Annotated in this window: 19 protein-coding genes; 12 read left to right on the forward strand and 7 right to left on the reverse strand. The window is 70.7% G+C overall.

Annotation, left to right across the window (positions count from 1 at the left end; genetic code table 11):
* Positions 1 to 124: 124 nt before the first annotated feature.
* From VPA02S_RS32305 to kdpC, 5 genes are read left to right on the forward strand one after another with little or no spacing between them, the layout of a single operon-like run.
* On the forward strand, positions 125 to 250 hold the full coding sequence (locus tag VPA02S_RS32305; RefSeq protein ID WP_018905140.1) for a hypothetical protein: 126 nt from the start codon (positions 125 to 127) through the stop codon (positions 248 to 250).
* Positions 247 to 345, forward strand: a complete 99-nt coding sequence (gene kdpF, locus VPA02S_RS13785; protein WP_018905139.1) for a K(+)-transporting ATPase subunit F — start codon at positions 247 to 249, stop codon at positions 343 to 345. The genes VPA02S_RS32305 and kdpF overlap by 4 nt, the downstream gene beginning before the upstream one ends.
* Position 346: 1 nt before the next feature.
* A complete protein-coding gene (gene kdpA / locus VPA02S_RS13790; RefSeq protein ID WP_062364170.1) occupies positions 347 to 2,074 on the forward strand; it encodes a potassium-transporting ATPase subunit KdpA in 1,728 nt (575 codons plus the stop codon).
* A gap of 11 nt (positions 2,075 to 2,085) precedes the next feature.
* Complete coding sequence (gene kdpB, locus VPA02S_RS13795; RefSeq protein ID WP_062364488.1) at positions 2,086 to 4,182, forward strand: potassium-transporting ATPase subunit KdpB; 2,097 nt, start codon at positions 2,086 to 2,088, stop codon at positions 4,180 to 4,182.
* Positions 4,183 to 4,195: 13 nt separating this feature from the next.
* Complete coding sequence (gene kdpC / locus VPA02S_RS13800) at positions 4,196 to 4,777, forward strand: potassium-transporting ATPase subunit KdpC (RefSeq protein WP_062364173.1); 582 nt, start codon at positions 4,196 to 4,198, stop codon at positions 4,775 to 4,777.
* Between the two features lie 36 nt (positions 4,778 to 4,813).
* On the opposite strand, the gene VPA02S_RS13805 is transcribed toward kdpC, so the two are convergent.
* Positions 4,814 to 6,187, reverse strand: a complete 1,374-nt coding sequence (locus tag VPA02S_RS13805) for an MFS transporter (RefSeq protein ID WP_062364175.1) — start codon at positions 6,185 to 6,187, stop codon at positions 4,814 to 4,816.
* A gap of 129 nt (positions 6,188 to 6,316) precedes the next feature.
* Here VPA02S_RS13805 and VPA02S_RS13810 point away from each other — a divergent pair, with 129 nt between their 5' ends.
* Positions 6,317 to 9,073, forward strand: a complete 2,757-nt coding sequence (locus tag VPA02S_RS13810; protein ID WP_062364177.1) for a DUF4118 domain-containing protein — start codon at positions 6,317 to 6,319, stop codon at positions 9,071 to 9,073.
* A 4-nt stretch (positions 9,074 to 9,077) separates the two neighbouring features.
* Positions 9,078 to 9,770, forward strand: coding sequence for a two-component system response regulator KdpE (gene kdpE / locus VPA02S_RS13815; protein ID WP_062364179.1), 693 nt, complete (start codon positions 9,078 to 9,080; stop codon positions 9,768 to 9,770).
* 148 nt (positions 9,771 to 9,918) lie between these two features.
* Here the strand turns inward: kdpE and VPA02S_RS13820 are convergent, their stop codons facing one another.
* From VPA02S_RS13820 to VPA02S_RS13835, 4 genes are all read right to left on the reverse strand, one after another.
* On the reverse strand, positions 9,919 to 11,049 hold the full coding sequence (locus VPA02S_RS13820; RefSeq protein WP_062364181.1) for a zinc-binding dehydrogenase: 1,131 nt from the start codon (positions 11,047 to 11,049) through the stop codon (positions 9,919 to 9,921).
* 100 nt (positions 11,050 to 11,149) lie between these two features.
* Positions 11,150 to 11,728 (reverse strand): dual specificity protein phosphatase family protein, encoded by a 579-nt coding sequence (locus VPA02S_RS13825; protein WP_062364182.1) that lies wholly within the window; start codon positions 11,726 to 11,728, stop codon positions 11,150 to 11,152.
* A complete protein-coding gene (locus tag VPA02S_RS13830; RefSeq protein WP_062364184.1) occupies positions 11,725 to 12,216 on the reverse strand; it encodes a hypothetical protein in 492 nt (163 codons plus the stop codon). The genes VPA02S_RS13825 and VPA02S_RS13830 overlap by 4 nt, the downstream gene beginning before the upstream one ends.
* Complete coding sequence (locus VPA02S_RS13835; RefSeq protein WP_026284077.1) at positions 12,213 to 13,352, reverse strand: MGDG synthase family glycosyltransferase; 1,140 nt, start codon at positions 13,350 to 13,352, stop codon at positions 12,213 to 12,215. The genes VPA02S_RS13830 and VPA02S_RS13835 overlap by 4 nt, the downstream gene beginning before the upstream one ends.
* A 148-nt stretch (positions 13,353 to 13,500) precedes the next feature.
* Between VPA02S_RS13835 and VPA02S_RS13840 the strand changes: the two genes are divergently transcribed.
* The 5 genes from VPA02S_RS13840 (at position 13,501) to VPA02S_RS13860 (ending at position 18,047) form a co-directional block, all read left to right on the forward strand.
* Positions 13,501 to 14,322, forward strand: coding sequence for a pseudouridine synthase (locus tag VPA02S_RS13840; RefSeq protein WP_015867735.1), 822 nt, complete (start codon positions 13,501 to 13,503; stop codon positions 14,320 to 14,322).
* Between the two features lie 10 nt (positions 14,323 to 14,332).
* Positions 14,333 to 15,454 carry a winged helix DNA-binding domain-containing protein gene (locus tag VPA02S_RS13845; protein ID WP_062364186.1) on the forward strand — a complete coding sequence of 374 codons (1,122 nt, stop codon included), beginning with the start codon at positions 14,333 to 14,335 and terminating at the stop codon, positions 15,452 to 15,454.
* 86 nt (positions 15,455 to 15,540) lie between these two features.
* Entirely contained in the window at positions 15,541 to 16,197 is a 657-nt protein-coding gene (locus tag VPA02S_RS13850) for a response regulator (RefSeq protein ID WP_018905127.1), read from the forward strand.
* The gene (locus tag VPA02S_RS13855; RefSeq protein WP_062364187.1) at positions 16,194 to 17,597 is read left to right on the forward strand and encodes a sensor histidine kinase; all 1,404 of its coding nucleotides are present in this window, start codon (positions 16,194 to 16,196) and stop codon (positions 17,595 to 17,597) included. The genes VPA02S_RS13850 and VPA02S_RS13855 overlap by 4 nt, the downstream gene beginning before the upstream one ends.
* A 111-nt stretch (positions 17,598 to 17,708) precedes the next feature.
* On the forward strand, positions 17,709 to 18,047 hold the full coding sequence (locus tag VPA02S_RS13860) for a hypothetical protein (protein ID WP_062364189.1): 339 nt from the start codon (positions 17,709 to 17,711) through the stop codon (positions 18,045 to 18,047).
* A gap of 3 nt (positions 18,048 to 18,050) precedes the next feature.
* Here the strand turns inward: VPA02S_RS13860 and aqpZ are convergent, their stop codons facing one another.
* Both aqpZ and VPA02S_RS13870 read right to left on the reverse strand, forming a co-directional pair.
* Entirely contained in the window at positions 18,051 to 18,767 is a 717-nt protein-coding gene (gene aqpZ, locus VPA02S_RS13865; RefSeq protein ID WP_062364490.1) for an aquaporin Z, read from the reverse strand.
* A gap of 174 nt (positions 18,768 to 18,941) precedes the next feature.
* Positions 18,942 to 19,952, reverse strand: a complete 1,011-nt coding sequence (locus tag VPA02S_RS13870) for a zinc-dependent alcohol dehydrogenase family protein (RefSeq protein WP_062364191.1) — start codon at positions 19,950 to 19,952, stop codon at positions 18,942 to 18,944.
* Positions 19,953 to 19,993 lie beyond the last annotated feature (41 nt).

Genomic DNA, 19,993 nt, shown 5'->3' on the forward strand with positions numbered 1-19,993 from the left:
GTCGAGCCCTTTGAAAAGGAGGGACGCCTTTACGGTTTCTTTATGCGCCCCGGCCGACTCTGTTCCCCGTTTTTACGGGCGCCTGCCGAGACTCGAGTCCTTGTTTTCGCTTGAGGAGTGATGAATGGACTTCGTCTGGATGGGCGCCCTGCTGGCGCTGTGGGCCGTGGTGGCGGCCATGGCCTTGGGGCTGGACCGGCTCGGCGCGCCGAAGCACGCGGCGGCATCGGCAGAAGGGGATGCATCGTGATCGGCCTCGAAGCGCTCTATGGCTTCGGCGCGCTGGTGGCCGTGGTCCTGTTCGCGTACCTCGTGTTCGCGCTGATCTGTGCCGAGGAGTTCTGAAATGACTTCCTCCGCATGGGGCCTGTTGGCTCTTTTCCTGGCCGCACTGCTGGTGCTGGCCTGGCCCGTCGGCAAGTTCCTTGCCGCGCTGTGCAACGAGCGTGTGCCGCGCTGGATGCAGCGCATCGAGGCGCCGTTCTACAGGCTCGCCGGCACCAGGCCGGAGCAGTCGATGCACTGGCTGCGCTATGCCATCGCGCTGCTGGCCTTCAACGCCGTGGGCGCGGTCTTCGTCTATGCGCTGCAGCGCCTGCAGGGCTGGCTGCCGCTCAATCCCGCGGGCATGGGCGCCGTATCGCCCGACTCGGCCTTCAACACCGCGGTGAGCTTCGTCTCCAACACCAACTGGCAGGGCTATGCCGGCGAGTCGGCCATGAGCTATCTCACGCAGATGCTCGGGCTCGCGGTGCAGAACTTCTTCTCGGCCGCCACGGGCATTGCGGTGGCCTTCGCGCTGATACGCGGCTTCGCGCGGCGCGGCGACGGCAAGGCCAGGGGCCTGGTCGGCAACTTCTGGGCCGACCTCACGCGCATCACGCTCTGGGTGCTGGTGCCGCTGTCGTTCGTGCTCGCGGTGTTCTTCGTGAGCCAGGGCGTGATCCAGAACTTCGATGCCTACAAGACCGTGCAGACGGTCGAGGCCACGGCGGCGGGCGGGCAGACGCTCGCCATGGGTCCGGTGGCTTCGCAGGAAGCCATCAAGATGCTCGGCACCAACGGCGGCGGCTTCTTCAACGCCAACTCGGCGCACCCGTACGAGAACCCGAGCGCGCTCGCCAACCTGCTGCAGATGATCGCGGTCTTCCTGATCCCGGCGGCGCTGTGCTTCGCGTTCGGGCGCGTGGCGGGCGACCTGCGGCAGGGCTGGGCGGTGCTCGCGGCGATGACGGTGATGTTCGTGGCCGCGGTGATGGTCGTCATTCCCGCCGAGCAGGCCGGCAATCCGCTCCTCGGCGCGCTGGGCGTCGACCAGCTGCACGGCGCGCTGCAGAGCGGCGGCAACATGGAAGGCAAGGAGGTGCGCTTCGGCATCGATGCCTCGGCGCTGTTCGCCGCCGTCACCACCGCCGCCTCATGCGGCGCGGTGATCGCGATGCACGACTCCTTCACACCGCTCGGCGGCATGGTGCCCATGGTGCTGATGCAGCTGGGCGAGGTGGTGTTCGGCGGCGTGGGCAGCGGGCTTTACGGCATGCTGATCTTCGCGATGCTCGCGGTGTTCATCGCGGGGCTGATGATCGGCCGCACGCCCGAGTACCTCGGCAAGAAGATCGAGGTGCGCGAGATGAAGCTGATCTCCATCGCCATCCTGGTCACGCCGGTGCTGGTGCTGGCCGGCACGGCGGTGGCGGTGCTGGCCGGCGCGGGCAAGGCCGGCATTGCGAACCCCGGCGCGCACGGCTTCTCCGAGATTCTTTACGCGCTGAGTTCGGCCGCCAACAACAACGGCAGTGCCTTCGCAGGCCTGTCGGCAAACACGCCGTTCTACAACGGGCTGCTCGGGCTTGCGATGTGGCTCGGCCGCTTCGCGGTGATCGTGCCGGTGCTGGCCATTGCCGGTTCGCTCGCGGCCAAGCAGCGCCTGCCGGTCACCGGCGGCACGCTGCCCACGCACGGGCCGCTGTTCGTCTCTTTGCTGATCGGCACGGTGCTGCTGGTCGGCCTTCTCAACTACGTGCCGGCGCTGGCCCTGGGGCCGGTGGTCGAACACCTCGTGCTCTGGAAATGAAGGAGCGCACCATGACCAACTCGAAGACCTCCCTTTCGCTGCTCGACGCGGCACTGGTGAAGCCCGCGCTGTGGGGCGCCTTCGCCAAGCTGGATCCGCGCACGCAGTGGCGCAATCCGGTGATGTTCATCGTCTACATCGGCAGCATCCTCACGACGCTGCTCTGGGTGCATTCGCTGAGCTTCCCCGGCGACACCGGCATGAAGCCCGCCTTCGTGCTGGCCATCACCGTCTGGCTGTGGTTCACCGTGCTGTTCGCGAACTTTGCCGAAGCCCTGGCCGAGGGCCGCAGCAAGGCGCAGGCCGCTTCGCTGCGCGGGCTGCGCAAGGATACCTGGGCCAAGAAGCTGCAGGAGCCGCGCTACGGCGGGCAGTGGCTTCCCGAGCAGGCGCCCAACCTGCGCAAGGGCGACGTGGTGCTGGTGGAAACGGGCGACGTGATCCCGCTCGACGGCGAAGTGATCGAAGGCGTGGCCTCGGTCGACGAGAGCGCCATCACCGGCGAATCGGCGCCCGTGGTGCGCGAGTCGGGCGGCGACTTCTCGGCCGTGACCGGCGGCACGCGCGTGCTGTCCGACTGGCTCGTGGTGCGCATCTCGGTGAACCCGGGCGAGTCGTTCCTCGACCGCATGATCGGCATGGTCGAGGCGGCCAAGCGCCACAAGACGCCCAACGAGATCGCGCTCACCATCCTCCTGGTGGCGCTCACGCTGGTGTTCCTGATGGTCACCGTCACGCTGCTGCCGTTCTCGGTGTTCAGCGTGGAGGCCGCGGGCGCAGGCACCGTGGTGTCGCTCACCGCGCTGGTGGCGCTCCTGGTGTGCCTGATCCCGACCACCATCGGCGGCCTGCTCTCGGCCGTGGGCGTGGCCGGCATGAGCCGCATGATGCAGGCCAACGTGATCGCGACCTCGGGCCGCGCGGTGGAAGCCGCCGGCGACGTCGACGTGCTGCTGCTCGACAAGACCGGCACCATCACGCACGGCAACCGCCAGGCGAGTGCCTTCCTGCCCGCACCCGGCGTGCCGAAGGGCCGCCTCGCGCGGGCCGCCATGCTCGCGTCGCTGGCCGACGAGACGCCCGAGGGCCGCAGCATCGTCGAACTCGCTCGCCGCGATGGCCTGGAGGCCGCATCTGTCGAGGGCGCGCGCTTCGTATCCTTCACGGCCCAGACCCGCATGAGCGGCGTCGACCTGCCGGCTGCACCGAACAGTCTCGACACCGACGCGGTGCTGCTGCGCAAGGGCGCCGTCGATGCGATCCGCCGGCATGTCGAATCGCTGGGCGGCAGCATGCCGGCCGAGGTGCTGCGCGCGTCCGAGGAAACGGCGCGCCGCGGCAGCACGCCGCTGGCCGTGGCCGAGGGCAACCGCGTGCTCGGCGTGGTCGAGCTCAAGGACATCGTCAAGACCGGCATCAAGGAGCGCTTTGCCGAACTGCGCCGCATGGGCATCAAGACCGTGATGATCACCGGCGACAACAAGCTCACCGCCGCGGCCATTGCGGCCGAGGCCGGCGTGGACGACTTCCTGGCCGAGGCCACGCCCGAGGACAAGCTCGCGCTGATCCGCCAGTACCAGTCCGAAGGCCGCCTGGTCGCGATGACCGGCGACGGCACCAACGACGCGCCCGCCCTCGCGCAGGCCGACGTGGCGGTGGCCATGGGCAGCGGCACGCAGGCCGCGAAGGAGGCCGGCAACATGGTCGACCTGGATTCGAATCCGACCAAGCTGCTCGAGGTGGTGGAGACCGGCAAGGCGCTCTTGATGACGCGCGGTTCGCTCACCACCTTCTCGATTGCCAACGACGTGGCGAAGTACTTCGCGATCATTCCGGCGATCTTCGTCTCGACCTATCCGCAGCTCGGCGCGCTCAATGTGATGCGGCTCGCGAGCCCGTCGTCGGCCATTCTGTCGGCGGTGATCTTCAACGCGCTCGTGATCGTGTTCCTGATTCCGCTCGCACTCAAGGGCGTGCGCTACCGGCCGGTGGGCGCGGCCGCGCTGCTGCGCCGCAACCTGGCCATCTACGGCCTCGGCGGCCTGCTCGTTCCCTTCATCGGCATCAAGCTGATCGACTGGCTGCTGGTCGCAGTCCATCTGGTCTGAGGAGTTCTTCACCATGAACAACGTCATTCGTCCCGCGCTCGTGCTCTTCGCGCTGCTGAGCGCGCTCACGGGCCTGGCCTATCCGCTGGCCGTCACCGGCGCCGCCAAGGCACTGTTCCCGTCGCAGGCGGCCGGCAGCCTGGTCGTGCAGGGCGGCACCACCGTGGGCTCCAGCCTCATCGGCCAGGACTTCGGCGATCCGAAGCACTTCTGGGGCCGGCCCTCGGCCACCGCGCCGCAGCCTTACAACGCGAGCGCTTCGGGCGGCTCGAACCTCGGGCCGCTCAACCCGGCGCTGGCCGATGCGGTCAAGCAGCGCATCGAGGCGCTGCGCGCCGCCGACCCGGGCAATGCCGCGGCCGTGCCGGTCGACCTGGTCACGGCCTCGGCCAGCGGGCTCGACCCCGACATCAGCCCCGCCGCCGCGCACTACCAGGCGGCGCGCGTGGCACGCATGCGCGGCGTGTCGGTCGAACAGATGAATGCGCTGGTCGCCAGCCATACGCAGGCGCCGCTCTGGGGCTGGCTGGGCGAGCCGCGCGTCAATGTGCTGGCGCTGAATCTCGCGCTCGATGCTTCGGCACCGGCACGCTGAGGAGGCAAAGCCATGGCCGCCGAGCCCCGCCGCAGTTCAACGCGGGCGAGCCGTGTGCCAGGCGAAAGCCGCGCAGCCGATCTGCATCGCCGCGCCGCAGAACATCGCCAGGCGCAACCCGCCGGGGCCGCCGTGCGCCGCGGCGTACACCGCGCCGAGCACCGCCACGCCGAGCGTCGCCCCCGCGATGCGCGCAACGTTGATGAGCGAAGCGGCCGTGCCCGAGCGCGCCGCATCCACGGCGCCGACGGCTTCGCCCATCAGCGGCCCGGTCGCCAGGCCCATGCCCAGCCCGGTGAGCATCAGCCCGAGCTCGGCCGGCACGATGGAGGCGCGCTGCGCGCCCAGGCCGATCAGCAGCAGCCCGCAGCCGATCACCGCCACCCCGCCGCAAGTCAGGGCGCGCGGCCCCAGCCACCCGGCCAGCCGGCCGCTGAACGGAGAGACCGCCACGAACACCAGCGACATCGGAATCAGCGCGAGGCCGGCGTGCGCGGCATCGAGCATGCCGGTGCCCTGCCAGGTCAGCGGCAGCAGGAACAGCGCGCCGTACATGCCGAAGGTCATGCCGATGGTGGCGGCCATCGCGCCGCGGAACGCCGGCACCCCGAAGATGTCGAGCGGCACCAGCGCGGCGGCGCCCTTGCCGCGCTCGATGCGCACGAACAGCACGAAGGCGGCTGCGGCCGCCACCCACGCGGCGGCGGCGAGCCGCGGTGCATCGTGCGACTGGATGGCCGCAAAGGCCAGGCCGCCGAGCGCCAGGGCGCCGAAGGCCTGGGCCATGGCGTCGAAGCTGCGGTCTTCGGGGTCCGACGACTCGGCAATGGACGGCAGCGCCAGCACCAGCGCGGCAAGGCCCAGCGGAATCACCGCGAGAAAGATGCTGCGCCAGCCGAAGTGGCGGATCAGCACGCCGCCCAGCGGTGCGCCGATGGCCATCGCGAGCCCGTTGCATGCCGCCCAGATCCCGAGCGCCCGGCCGCGCTCCGCGCTGTCCTGCCAGGTCACGCGGATGATCGCGAGCGATGCGGGCATCAGCAGCGCCGCACCCAGGCCCGCGAGCGCCCGCCCGGCGACCAGCAGCCAGACCGAAGTCGCCATGGCGCACAGCAGGGATGCGCCCGTGAAAACCGCCGCGCCCATCATGAAGATGCGGCGCCGGCCGTAGAGGTCGGCCAGCAGGCCGCCGGTGAGCAGCAGCACCGCGTAGACCAGGTTGTAGCTGTCGAGCACCCACTGCAGCGCGATGACGCTCGCCGAGAAATATTCGCCGATGGGGCGTGTGCCGAGGTTGACTACCGCCATGTCGATCTGTGCGACCAGCACGGCAAGGCACAGCGTGATGAGCGCCAGGCCCTGGCGCTTGCCGGCGGCGCGTGCCGGGCTGAAGAGAGAGGCCATGTTCATGGGGCGCAGCTTCCGGGTTGCAACGTGGTTCATTCTGGGGACGCCGCAGATTCGATGCTTCGCCCCCGGCCGAATCGTTCGGTGCGCGGCTGGCATGCGTGTCGGACGATGCGCTAACCTGCGTGGCCGATGAGCGACATTCCCCGCCCCGACCCCGACGCATTGCTCGCGCAACTGCGCAGCGACGAGGCGCGTGCGCTGCGCGGCAAGCTGCGCATCTACTTCGGCGCCAGCGCCGGCGTCGGCAAGACCTGGGCCATGCTGAGCGCCGCGCAGCGCGAGCGTGCCGCGGGGCGCGACGTGCTGGTCGGCGTGGCCGAGACCCATGGCCGCAGCGAAACTGCCGCGCTGCTCGCGGGGCTCGAGCTGCTGCCGCTGCGCGAGGTGGACCACCGTGGCCGCAGGCTCGCCGAGTTCGATCTGGATGCCGCCCTCGCGCGCAGGCCCGCCGTGCTGCTGGTCGATGAACTGGCCCACACCAATGCGCCCGGCTCGCGCCACGCCAAGCGCTGGCAGGACGTTCAGGAGCTGCTGGCCGCGGGCATCGAGGTGTGGTCGGCGCTCAACGTGCAGCATCTGGAAAGCCTCAACGGCACGGTCGGCGCCATCACCGGCGTGCGGGTGCACGAGACCGTGCCCGACACCGTGCTCGACGAAGCCGACGAGGTGGTGCTGGTCGACGTCACGCCCGACGAACTCGCGGCGCGGCTTGCGGCCGGCAAGGTCTACCTTCCGCAGCAGGCCGAGCGCGCTGCGCAGAATTTCTTCCGCAAGGGCAACCTGATCGCGCTGCGCGAGATTGCGCTGCGCCGCACCGCCGAGCATGTGGAAGACGACGTGCGCGGCTGGCGCGTCGAGCAGTCGGGCGCGGCCGGGCGCAACGCAAAGGACGGGCAGGGCGGCGAACTGCAGGCTTGGAACACCTCGGGCGCGATCCTCGCGTGCGTCGGGCCGCACGAGGGCGACGCGCAGACGGTGCGCACCGCGGCGCGGCTCGCGGGCCAGCTCAACGTGCGCTGGCATGCGGCATACGTCGAGACGCCGCGGCTGCAGCGGCTCGCCGCCGAGGAGCGCGACCGCATCCTCGCGGTGCTCAAGCTGGCCGAGGAACTGGGCGCGGCCACCGCGGTGCTCACCGGTTCCGACGTGGCCGAGCAACTGGCCGACGAGGCGCGGCGGCTCAACTGCGCCACGCTGGTGCTGGGGCGCCCGGAGCCGCCCACCGGCTGGCGCCGCTGGTGGCCCGCCGTGCCGCTGCCGCGCGCGCTGGCCCGGCGCGCGCCTGCGCTCGACATCATGGAAGTCGGCCGCGCCGACAGTTCGCGCCGCCTGGCGCGTGCGCCCATCGCCGCCACGCGCGCCGATGACGACGACCACGAGAAGGCACCCGTCCACTGGCCGGGCTACGCCTGGGCCACGGCTGCGAGCATCGCGCTCACGCTGCTGTGCACGCCGCTGGCCCATGTGCTGGAGCTGTCCAACATCGTGATGCTGTTCATGCTGGGCGTGGTCGGCGTGGCCATGCGCTTCGGCCGCGGGCCCTCGGCGCTCGCGGCGCTGCTCAACGTGGCGGCGTTCGACTATTTCTTCGTGCCGCCGCGCCTGTCGTTCGCGGTGAGCGACGTGCAGTACGTGCTGACCTTCGCGATCATGCTTGGCGTGGGCCTGCTCGTGGGCCAGCTGATGGCGGGGCTGCGCTTTGCGGCCGGCGTGTCGACCAGCCGCGAGCGGCGTGCGCGCTCGCTGTTCGAGCTCACGCGCGAACTCTCGGCCGCGCTCGAAAGCACGCAGGTGGTGGCGCTGGGCGCCGCCGCGGTGCAGGGGCACTTCGGCGGCCAGGCGCTGGTGCTGGTCACCGACGCGGCCGACCAGCTCGTGCTGCCCAAGAGCCCGCCCGAAGGCTTCGATGCGCAGGTGGCCGACTGGGCCTTCCGCCACGGCCAACCCGCCGGCCTGGCCACCGCCACGCTGGCGGCGCAGCCCTGGCACTACGTGCCGCTGCAGGCGCCGATGCGCGTGCGCGGCGTGCTCGCGCTGTCGCCGGCGCAGCCGCGCTGGCTGCTGATCCCGGAGCAGGCGCAGCAGCTCGACACGCTGGCCCGGCAGATCGCGATTGCGCTGGAGCGCGTGCACTATGTGGAGGTGGCGCAGCAGGCGGTGGTCGAGATGGAATCGGAGCGCCTGCGCAATGCGCTGCTCGGCGCCATCTCGCACGACGTGCGCACGCCGCTTACCGCTTTGATCGCGCTGGCCGAATCGCTGCAGACGCTGCCGCCCGAAGCGCACGCCGAGGCGGCGCGCGCCATCGTCGCGCAGGCGCACGAGCTGCATGCGCTGGTCAACAACCTGCTCGACATGGCGCGGCTCGAAAGCGGCCTTGCGGGCGGCGCGGTGAACCTGCGGCGCGACTGGCAGTCGGTGGAAGAGGTGGTCGGCTCGGCCATCCGCGCGGCGCGCCCCGCGCTCGGCCCTACCGTGGTGCAGACCGCGCTCGAGCCCGGGCTTCCGCTGGTCGAGTTCGATGCCGTGCTGATCGAGCGCGTGCTGGTCAACCTGATCGAGAACGCCACCAAGTACGGCGCGCCGCCCATCGTGGTCGGCGCGCGGGCCGAGCCCGGCATGCTGAGGCTCACGGTGCGCGACCACGGCCCGGGCCTGCCCGCCGCCCTCCTGGGCCGCGAGCAGAAGCTGTTCGACAAGTTCACGCGCGGCCAAACCGAATCGGCCACGCCGGGCGTGGGCCTGGGCCTGGCGATCTGCCGCGCCGTGGTGAGCGCGCACGGCGGCGAGATTGCCGCGGCCAATGCGCAGGGCGGCGGTGCAGAATTCACGGTCACCCTGCCGCGCCGGGAGCCACCGGAAACTGCCGAAGAAGCCCAACCCTGAACCCATGCCATCGCCCACCGCCATCGTGATCGAGGACGAGCCGCAGATCCGGCGCTTCGTGCGCGGCGCGCTCGAGGCCGAGGGCTGGCTGGTGCACGAGGCCGGCACGCTGCGCGACGGCCTGGCGGCGGCCGGCACGCGCCAGCCCGACCTGCTGGTGCTCGACCTCGGCCTGCCCGATGGCGATGGCGTGTCGCTGATCCGCGATGTGCGCGGCTGGTCGGCCGTGCCGATCATCGTGCTGTCCGCGCGCAGCGACGAGGCCGACAAGATCGCCGCGCTCGACGCCGGCGCCGACGACTACCTGACCAAGCCCTTCGGCACCGGCGAGCTGCTCGCGCGCGTGCGCGCCAACCTGCGCCGGCCACGCGCGGCGGGCGGCGACGAAGCGGCAGAAGCGGTGTTCCGCTTCGGCGAGGTCGAGCTGGACCGCGCCGCGCGCATCGTGCGCCGGGCCGGCGCCGAAGTGCATCTGACGCCGACCGAGTACCGGTTGCTGTCAGTGCTCGTCGCCAACGCCGACCGCGTGCTCACGCAGCGCCAGCTGCTGCGCGAGGTGTGGGGGCCGTCGCATACGGACCAGAGCCACTATCTGCGCATCTACATGGGGCATCTGCGGCAGAAGCTGGAAGCGGATCCGGCGCAGCCGCGGCATTTGTTGACTGAGACTGCGGTGGGGTATCGGCTGGTGGTTTAGCCTTGCGGGCGCCGCGCTTTGTTGGGGGCACAGAGCCCTCACCCTAGCCCTCTCCCGGAGGGAGAGGGGACAAGACCGAATGCATGGCGTCAGGCTGTGTGTTGCTCCCTCTCCCTCCGGGAGAGGGCTGGGGTGAGGGCAACGGCACTTACGCCGCCACACCCTTGTTCGGATTCAACAAGAACTTCTCCCCCGTCGCCTGCTTCCCATACACGCCGATCGCATCGAGCTGCAGCGCCTCGAGCAACGAAACCTCCCGCGTGTAGTGACTCGCAAACGTGGTCTTCAACTCCGCAACGACCCGCGCCTTCAGGCGCTGCACGCCTTCATCCCCGAGCTTCTGCAGGAACGGAAACAGCAGCCACCCGCCCATGCCCCACGCCATGCCGAAGTTGCGCACGAACTCCGTCGGCGAGCGGTCCAGGCCGCCATAGATGTAGACCTGCTTGTGCGTGGTCGAGCCGTAGCGGCTGTATTCCTTGGCGGTTCTGTTGAGTGCCGCTTCCATGCAGCCGAGGATCTGGCCCGCGAGCTTGCCGCCGCCCGTGGCGTCGAAGGCCAGCGTGGCGCCGGTCTCGACCAGCGCCTGCGTCAGGTCTTCGAGGAAGGTGGGCGAGCTCGTGCTGCACACGTACTTTGCTCCGATGCCGCGCAGCAGCGCCTCCTGCTCGGGCTTGCGCACGATGTTGACCAGCGCGATGCCGTCCTTCTGGCAGATCTTGTTGAGCATCTGGCCCAGGTTGGATGCCGCGGCCGTGTGCACCAGCGCCTTGTGGCCTTCGCGCCGCATCGTCTCGACCATGCCGAGCGAAGTGAGCGGGTTCACGAAGCACGATGCGCCTTCGGCCGGCGCCGTGCCCGCGGGCAGCTCCAGGCACTGGGCCGCGGCCACCGCGCGGTACTGCGAATACATCGCGCCGCCGATCGCGGCCACCGTCTTGCCCAGCAGCGCCTGCGCCGCGGGCGACGAACCGGCCTTGACCACCACGCCGGCGCCTTCGTTGCCGACCGGCATCGATTGGTCGAGCCGCCCGGCCATCGCCGGCATGGCGCGCTCGGGCACCGTGGCTGTGACGATCGGCCGCTCGGGCGTGCCGGAAACCTTGGCGGTGCCCATGTCGGCCGCGCCGAACAGCAGGCCCAGGTCCGACGGATTCATCGGCGAGGCCTCGATGCGGATCACGACTTCGTGTGCCTGGGGTTCGAGAATCGGCTCGTCGTGCAGCGAGAGTTCGAGTTCGCCGTTCGCGCGGACGAGGGAGCGCAGTTGCAGTGCCATGGATGAGCCCCTTGTGCCTCGTGGAAGAGGCGAGTTCGAAGGTGGCCCAGGGCCACGGGGCGGCCAGTATAGGAGCGGTGCGCGAAAGCTGCAGACGCCTTCAGGACACGGCAGGAACCGCCGGCGCATGGGCCAGCGCATGGCCCATCTTCTGTGCATCGAAGCGCTCGATGTAGCGCGGGATGTTGCGCCACAGCGTGTGGTAGCCGTAGCCGCCGCGCAACATCTCCTGGCGCGCGCTTTCCTTGTCCCAGCCCTGCACCGCCATGCGGTAGGCCGCCGCGACCACGCCGGTGCGGTCGGCGCCGTGCATGCAGTGGATCAGCACCGGCCCCTGCTTCTCGGCCTCGCGGATGGCCACCAGCGCGCGCAGCACCTTGGCATCGTCGATCGACCAGGTGTTGATCGGCACGCGCACCAGGCGGATGCCGCTGCCCGCGAACACCTTCCGGTCGTCGTTGAAGGAGCGCAGGCTCACGATGGTGCGGATGCCCAGCGCCTTCAGCGCCGCCACGTTGGCGATGCGCGGCTGCGCGCTGCGGTACAGCGTGGGCGTGATGCGGTGCAGGTTCTCGATGCCGAGCGTGTCGAGCGGATCGGCCCAGTGCCCGGGGCGCGGCGCGGCGTGCGCCGCGGCGGCCTCGCTGCCGTTCCTGCGCTTGTGCTTCCTTGCGCTCATTTCGCGCGCCGCCAGTGCCGCGCCACCAGGATCAGCAGGGCCACTGCCAGCCCGCCCCAGTAGTCGACCGGCGCGCCCCAGATCCAGTGCTTGTGCCAGAACGCATCCACCGCATTGAAGCGGGCCCAGCCGAAGGCCGGGTTGATGATGAACCAGAGAAAGTCTTCGCAGACCCAGAACACGATCAGGCCCGCCACGGCCAGCCCTGCGTCGCGCCAGGTCCAGCGTCCGTTGAAGGCCAGAGGCGCAAAGAAGACCAGCACCATGAAGGTGAAGACCCAGGCATGGTAGCCCGTCATGGCGCGCCCGCCCCAGAAGATGTCGAGCCAGATGCTGTTCTCGATGCGCCAGGTGGGCAGCGAGGTGGCCCAGCCGGCGCCGCCTTCGATCTGGATCTCGGCGTTGGCAAAGAAGAACGCCATCACCACCACCCACGCGAGGTAGCCGAGCGTGCGGGCCACGCCCGTCTTCTCCACGGCGCCCGTCATGCGGCTTCGCCCAGCACGTGGCGCAGCACCGCGGCCGCCGCGCGCGGCTTGCCGAGCGCGCGGCTGCGCTGGGCCATGGATGCGAGCTTGGCGGGGTCGGCCATCAGGCGCGCCACCTTGTAGTCGAGGCCGATGGCGTCGTAGGCGAGCCAGCCCGCGCCTTCTTCCATCAGGAAGCCGGCGTTGTGTTCTTCCTGCCCTGGAATCGGCGAGATCAGCAGCATCGGCTTGCCGAGCGCCAGGCACTCCGACACCGTGAGCCCGCCCGGCTTGGTCACGACCAGGTCGGCCGCGGCCATGAGCTTGTGCATCTCGTTGGTGAAGCCGATGGCCACCACGCGCCCCGGATGGCGGGCGGCCAGGGCCTGCAGCTTGCCGTGGGCCTCGGCGTTGCGGCCGGCCACGGCAATCACCTGCAGGCCGCTGTCGCCGCCGAGCGAGAGCACGCGCTCGACCATGCTCGCCAGGTCGCCGACGCCCGCGCCGCCCGAGGCCATCAGCAGCACCGGCCGCGCGGGATCGAGGCCGAGCGCCGCGGCGCAGGCATGGCGCGCGAGCGCCGGCGCATCGGGTTCGGAGAAAGCCGGCATCACCGGAATGCCCGTCACGTGGATGCGCCCTTCGGGAATGCCGCGCGCGCGCAGCCTGAAGGCCACTTCCTCCGTCGCGGCCAGGTAGCCCGCCATGCCCGGCACCAGCCACATGTTGTGCAGGTCGTAGTCGGTGATCTGCAGCCACACCGGGTAGTCGATGCGGCCGCGGTTGCGCTCGCGCATCAGCAGCTCGGCGGGCAGGAAATGGGTGCAGATCACGGCGTCGGGCTTTTCGCGGCGGATCTCGCGCACGAGGGCGCCGGTGCTCAGCCGTTCGATGCCGCGGCGCAGGCGCTGCGAAGGCGCATGGTGCGGCGTGGCATCGGTGCGCTGGTGCAGGTAGGACCACAGCTCGGGCGCGCGGTTCACGAGCTGGATGTACCAGTCGGTGTAGACCTTGCGGAAACCGCCGGCCACATGGGCCATGGCATCGATGTGGACCGCCGTGTGCGGCGGGGTCGATTGCACCGCGGCTTCGAGGGCTTGTGCTGCGCGCACGTGGCCGTTGCCGGCGCTCACGCTGAGGATCAGGATTTTGGTCATGCGGGTGGAGGCCGCCGGCGGGCCATTGGCGCGCATTATCCCCATGCATTGCGACACATCCCGCGGGCGGCCGCCATCGGCGAAAATGCGGCTGCGCACCGCTCCACCGGGCGTGACCCGCCTGCCCCCAAACCGACCGCGCCCCCGCATGACCGACGCCCCCGCCCCGATCCGCCTCAACAAACGCATGGCCGAGCTCGGCCTCTGCTCGCGCCGCGAGGCCGACGAATGGATCGCCAACGGCTGGGTGAAGGTGAACGGCAAGCCGGCCGAAATGGGCGTGAAGGTCACGCCGTCCGACCGCATCGAGGTCGACAAGGCCGCCAAGGGCCAGCAGGCGAACCAGGTCACCATCCTCATCAACAAGCCCATCGGCTACGTGAGCGGCCAGGCCGAAGACGGCCATGAGCCCGCGGTGACGCTCTTCACGCCGCAGAACCGCTGGGCCGAGGACAACGCGCGCTTCTTCTTCAGTCCGCAGCAGCTGCGCGGCCTGGCGCCCTGCGGGCGGCTCGACATCGATTCGATCGGCCTGCTGGTGATGACGCAGGACGGGCGCATCGCGCGCCAGCTGATCGGCGAAGACTCGGTGATGGAGAAGGAGTACCTGGTGCGCGTGGCCTACCACGGCCTGGGCCAGCCCGCGCCCACCGGGCAGCTGGTGCGCATGGACGACGACGACCCCGTCACCACCAATGTGCAGGCGGTCTTTCCGCCCGCGATGCTCGCCAGGCTGCGCCACGGCCTGAGCCTCGACGGCCAGCCGCTCAAGCCGGCGCGGGTCGAATGGCAGAACCCCGAGCAATTGCGCTTCGTGCTCACCGAGGGCAAGAAGCGCCAGATCCGCCGCATGTGCGAGCTGGTCGGCCTGAAGGTGGTGGGCCTGAAGCGCGTGCGCATCGGCAAGGTGATGCTCGGCAACCTGCCTGTGGGGCAGTGGCGCTACCTCGGCCCGCACGAGAAGTTCTGAGCCGCCGCCGATGGCCGTGGTGCTGAGCCAGCGCGCACTGAACCGGGCCACGCTGGCGCGGCAGATGCTGCTGGAGCGGCGCAAGGCGGCTCCCGCGCAGGCCATCGAAAAGCTCGCGGGCCTGCAGGCGCAGGCGCCCAACCCACCCTACATCGGCCTGTGGAGCCGGCTCGAAGGCTTTCGCCGCGAGCAGCTGACCGAAGCCCTGAAGCAGCGCCGCGTCGTGCGCATGTCGGCGATGCGCGCGACCCTGCACCTGATGGCTGCATCGGATGCACTGGCCTGGCGGCCGCTGCTCGAGCCCGTGCATCAGCGCGGATTGAAGGGCAGCAGCCATGCGCGGGCGCTCGAAGGCATCGATCGCGCGGCGGTGGTGGAGGCGGGCCTCGCGCTGCTGCGCGAAGCGCCGCTCACCAGCGCCGAACTCGGCCAGGCCCTGGCGGCGCGCTTTGAAGACCGCGAGCCCGCCTCGCTCGCCGCACTCATTCGCAACAGCGTGCCGCTGGTGCACCTGCCGCCCGCGGGCAGCTGGAACGCGCACCAGAGCGCACGGCTGCAGCCCATCGCGCAGTGGCTCGGCGAACCCGCCGCCGACATCGCGCCGGCCACGCAGGACGCGCTGCTGCTGCGCTACCTCGCGGCCTTCGGCCCCGCCACGCTGGCCGATGCGGGCGCATGGTCGGGCCTCACGGGCTGGAGGGCCGTGGCCGAGCGCCTGCGGCCGCAGCTGCGCAGCTTCATCGGCGAACAGGGGCAGGAGCTGTTCGACCTGCCGCGCGCGCCGCGTCCCGACCCGGGCACACCCGCGCCGCCGCGCCTGGTCGCCGAATGGGACAACCTGCTGCTCTCGCACGCCGACCGCAGCCGCGTGATGAGCGAGGCGCACCGCGCGCGCGTGTTCACCGCCAACGGCATCGTGCGCGGCACGGTGCTGCTCGATGGTTTCGTCGCGGGCGTCTGGAAGATCGAGCGCGCGGCGAAGAACAACGCGGCCGCGGTGGTGCTGGAGCCCTTCACGCGCTGGCCGAAGGCCGGCCGGCTCGGCGTGGAGGAAGAGGCCCTGCGCCTGCTGGCCTTTGCGGCGGATGGCGAGGGCGGGCGGCACGAGGTCCGCGTGCTAAGCCCCGCCTAAGACTCCGCTCCTACGCTGCGCCACGGCGCAGGGCACTACCGGTCATCCCGACCGCGTGCTACCTTGCCGCCCAAGGAGTCGACGCGATGCGAGTGCTGCTGGTGGAAGACGACGAGATGATCGGGCGCAGCCTGAAGCAGGCGCTCGAGGGCGCGGGCTGGTCGGCCGACTGGGTGCGCGACGGCGAACTCGCGCAAAGCGCGCTCGGCGACGGCGGCTACACCTGCGTGCTGCTCGACCTGGGCCTGCCGCGGCAGGACGGCACCGAGGTGCTGCGCCGCGCGCGCGAACGCGGCGACGCCACGCCGGTGCTGGTGCTCACCGCGCGCGACGGCCTGGACGACCGCATCCACAGCCTCGACCTGGGCGCCGACGACTATCTGCTCAAGCCCTTCGAATTCCGCGAGCTGCTCGCGCGCATGCGGGCCGTGGTGCGCCGTCGCGACGGCGCCGCGCATTCGCTGATCGGCGGCAGCACGATGCAGCTGGACCTCACCACGCGCGAGGTGCTGGTCGATGGCGTGCGCGAGGCGCTCACCGCACGCGAGTTCGCGCTGCTGCACGCCCTGCTCGAGCGGCCCGGCGCCATCCTCTCGCGCGAGCAGCTCGAGAACCGCATCTACGGCTGGGGCGAGGAAGTGACCAGCAACGCCATCGACGTGCTGATCCACGGCATGCGCCGCAAGCTCGGCGCGGAATCGATCCGCAACGTGCGCGGGCTCGGCTGGCGCGTGGCGGCATGAGCGCAGTGCCGGGCCGCTGGTGGCGCCCGCGCTCGCTGCGCACGCAGCTCCTGTTCTGGCTCGTCACGCTGCACCTGGTGGCGGCCGCGCTCACGGCGTGGTTCACCTTCGTGGCCTACGGCGACCTGGTGCACAACGCGCTCGACGAGCAGATGCGGCTGGTGGCCGATTCCTATGCGGGCAGCGATCCGCCGCGCACGCCGCGCCCGCTCGACGGCAACGCCGCGCTCGTGCGCGGCGCCTTCGTGGTGCAGCTCTGGAGCGCCGACGGCCGCACGCTGCGCGCAAGCTCGTGGCCGCCGCTGGCGGTGGTGCCGCTGCAGCCGCAGCCGGGTTTCAGTGATGCGAGCGCCGATGCGCCCGCGCCCTCACGCTGGCGCGTGTTCACGGCCGAGGCCGGGCCGCGCGCCGACCAGCCGCGCGTGCAGGTGCTGCAGAACGAGGACTACCGCCGGCGCCGCGCCCTGCGCCGTGCGCTGCTCGAAGGCCTGCCCATCGCGCTGCTGCTGCCGCTGGCCTTGCTGATCCTCTGGCTCATCGTGTCGGCGGCTTCGCGCTCGCTGCGCGCGGTGGCGCGCGACGTGGCCTCGCAGGACGAGCGCCGCCCCACCGAGCTGTCGCTGGCGCGCGTGCCGGACGAGATCGCGCCGCTGGTGCAGGCCTTCAACCAGCTGCTGTCGCGCATGCGCAGTGCCTTCGCCACGCAGCGCCGCTTCGTGCAGGACGCGGCCCACGAGCTGCGCACGCCGATGGCCGCGATCGGCCTGCAGATCGAGAACCTGCGCGCGCACGTGCCCGCGGGCGAAGCCACCGAGCGCTTCAACCAGCTGGAAGCCGGCGTCACGCGCGCGCAGCACCTCATCGAGCAGCTGCTGAGCCTCTCGCGGCAGGACGCGCCGGGGCGTCCCATGCCGGGCGAGCCGGTCGACATCGAAACCCTGCTGCGCGAGAGCGTGAGCCAGCTGATGGTGCTGGCCGATGCGCGGCGCGTGGACATCGGCTTCGAGGGCTCGATCGCGCCCGTGGTGCAGGCGCCGGCCGCCGAGCTGCGCAGCGTGTTCGACAACCTGATCGACAACGCGCTGCGCTATGCGCCCGAAGGCGGCGTGGTCGACGTGCGGCTGCACGAGGTCGACGGCCATGCGGTGGTCGATGTGCTCGACAACGGCCCGGGCATTCCGGCCTCGGCCATCGGCCGCGTGTTCGACCGCTTCTTTCGCGTGCCGGGTGCGCCGGCGGGCGGCAGCGGCCTCGGGCTGGCGATTGCGCGCACCGCGGCCGAGCGGCACGGCCTGCGCATCGAGCTGCGCAACCGCGATGAAGCAGAAGAGGGCGGCAGTCCGGGGCTGCTGGCACGGGTGCACCTGCCTGCGGCATCAATGCCGCTCACGCCAGGCTAATTTCCTGCTCACGGCCCGCTCAGCCGGGCTGCCTAGAGTGCATGCAGGCCCTGCCACGCGCAGTTCGCGCGCTGGCACGCGGCCGGAGACAAACCCTCAGGAGCACACACCATGCGCACTTCCTCCAAGCTTCTTGCCCTTGCTTCTTTCGCCGCGTTCGCGGCGCTCGGTGCCGTGAATGCATCGGCCGAAACGACCGACGGCTCCGACTACCACCCGCTGCAGATGAATTCGCCCGAGAACCCCGAGGTGCAGGCCGGCGCGATGGCCGCCGCGCGGCCCGCCGGCACCGAGTCCATCGGCCAGTCGACCAGCGCACCGGCCATGAACTCGACGACACCGGTGTCCGACGTGCAGGCCGGCGCCTATGCGGCCTCGCATGCGACGGGCACCGAATCGATCGGGCAGTCGACCGCGCTGCCGCTCGTGCAGTCGGCCAACGGCAGCTGACGATCAGTCAGTCGTCGCGTCGCTGTTCGCGAGCAGCGCGCGGTAGATCAGCGCGCCGATGATCGCGCCCGCGATGGGCGCAACCCAGAACAGCCACAGCTCCGACACCGCGTAGGACGGGCCGAACAGCGCCGGGCCCGTGCTGCGCGCGGGGTTCACCGAGGTGTTGGTGACCGGAATGGAGATCAGGTGGATCAGCGTGAGGCACAGGCCGATGGCCAGGCCCGCGAAGCCGCCGGCCGCGCGCTTGGCGGTGGCGCCGAGGATCACGATCAGGAAGACCGCGGTCATCACCACCTCGCACACCAGCGCGGCGGTCATGCCGTACTTGCCGGGCGAGTGCTCGCCGAAGCCGTTGGTGGCAAAGCCGCCGATGTCGGCGCCGGGCTTGCCGGTGGCAATCAGGTAGAGCACGCCGGCCGCGATAATTGCACCCAGCACCTGCGACACGATGTAGCCCGCGAGCTGCGAGGCCTTGAAGCGCCCCGCGGCCGCGAGGCCGATCGACACCGCGGGATTGAAGTGGCCGCCCGAGATGGGGCCGAGCGCATAGGCACCGGTCACCACCGTGAGGCCGAACGCCAGCGCGACACCCAGGAAGCCGATGCCCAGGTTGTTGGGAAAGGCCGCCGCCAGCACCGCGCTTCCGCAGCCGCCCAGCGTGAGCCAGAAAGTACCAATGAACTCGGCCGACCACTTTTTGTAGGTGCTATGTTCCATCTGCTCCATCCCTCCAGAAGTTGAAAAAATTGCGTGGCCCAGGGCCATGCGCGGGCGGATTCTAGGAACGTAAACAGCATGCGTCACGCATGTTGTTGCAGCTGGCGGAACCTGTTCACAGTTGAGCGGTCTTTTGTTTCTGACATGCGTTGCGCAAACCGCTAAAGGGCGTGGTCAGGGCACGACGACGATCTTGCCGAAGGCGCCGCGCGCGAGGTGGTCGAGCGCATCGGGCACGTCGTCGAAGGCGTAGCGCGCCGCGATCACGGGCTCGAGCGCATTGGCGTCGACGGCGCGCACCAGGTCTTCGAGCGCACGCCGATGGCCCACGCCAATGCCCTGCACCGTGACGCGGCCGAGCACCATCGCGTAGAACGATGCGCTGAGCGTCTCGCCGCCGAGCATGCCGATGATCGACACGCGCCCGCCCTGCGCCACCGCCTGCAGCGAACGGTCGAGGTTCGGCCCGCTCGCAAGTTCGAGCACGTGGTCGGCGCCGCGCCCTTGCGTGAGGCGGCGCACTTCGGCCGGCCAGTCGCCCTCGCGCATCAGCACCTCGCTGGCGCCCAGCGCCAGTGTCTGCGCGCGCTTCTCCTCGCTGCCCGTGACCACGATGGCGCGCGCGCCATGCAGCCGCGCCAGCTGCACGCCGAACAGCGCCACGCCGCCGGTGCCGTGGACCAGCACGGTCTGGCCGGGCCGCAGCGCGCCGGTCTCGGCCAGCGCGAACCAGGCCGTGAGGCCGGCGCACGGCAGCGTGCTGGCCTGCGCGAAATCGAGCGTGGCCGGCGCGGCCACGGCCCAGGCGGCGTCGATCAGCACGTGCGAGGCCAGCATGCCCGGGCCGGGGCCGCCCATCGGCACGGCCTCGGCCGGCCAGTGGCTGTCGATCCAGCCGCCCCAGAAGGTGCTGACCACGCGGTCGCCCACGGCCAGCCGCTGCACGCCGGGGCCCGCGGCCACCACCGTGCCGGCCATGTCGGAGCCGGGCGTGAAGGGCAGGTCGAACTTCATGCCCATGCCGTCGCGGATCATCAGCAGGTCGCGGTAGTTGAGCGACACCGCGCCCACCTCGACGAGGACCTGGCCCGGGCCGGGCGTGGGCAGCGGCAGCGCCACCTGTTCGAGCTGCTCGCGGCCGAAGGAAGAAAGTTGCCAGCGCCTGAGCGTTCTGCTTGCCTGCATGAAAAAGCCTCCACAAAAAAGAAGCCTTCATGCTATTGGCG

The organism is Variovorax paradoxus NBRC 15149 (genome assembly GCF_001591365.1).
Taxonomy (GTDB): domain Bacteria; phylum Pseudomonadota; class Gammaproteobacteria; order Burkholderiales; family Burkholderiaceae_C; genus Variovorax; species Variovorax paradoxus.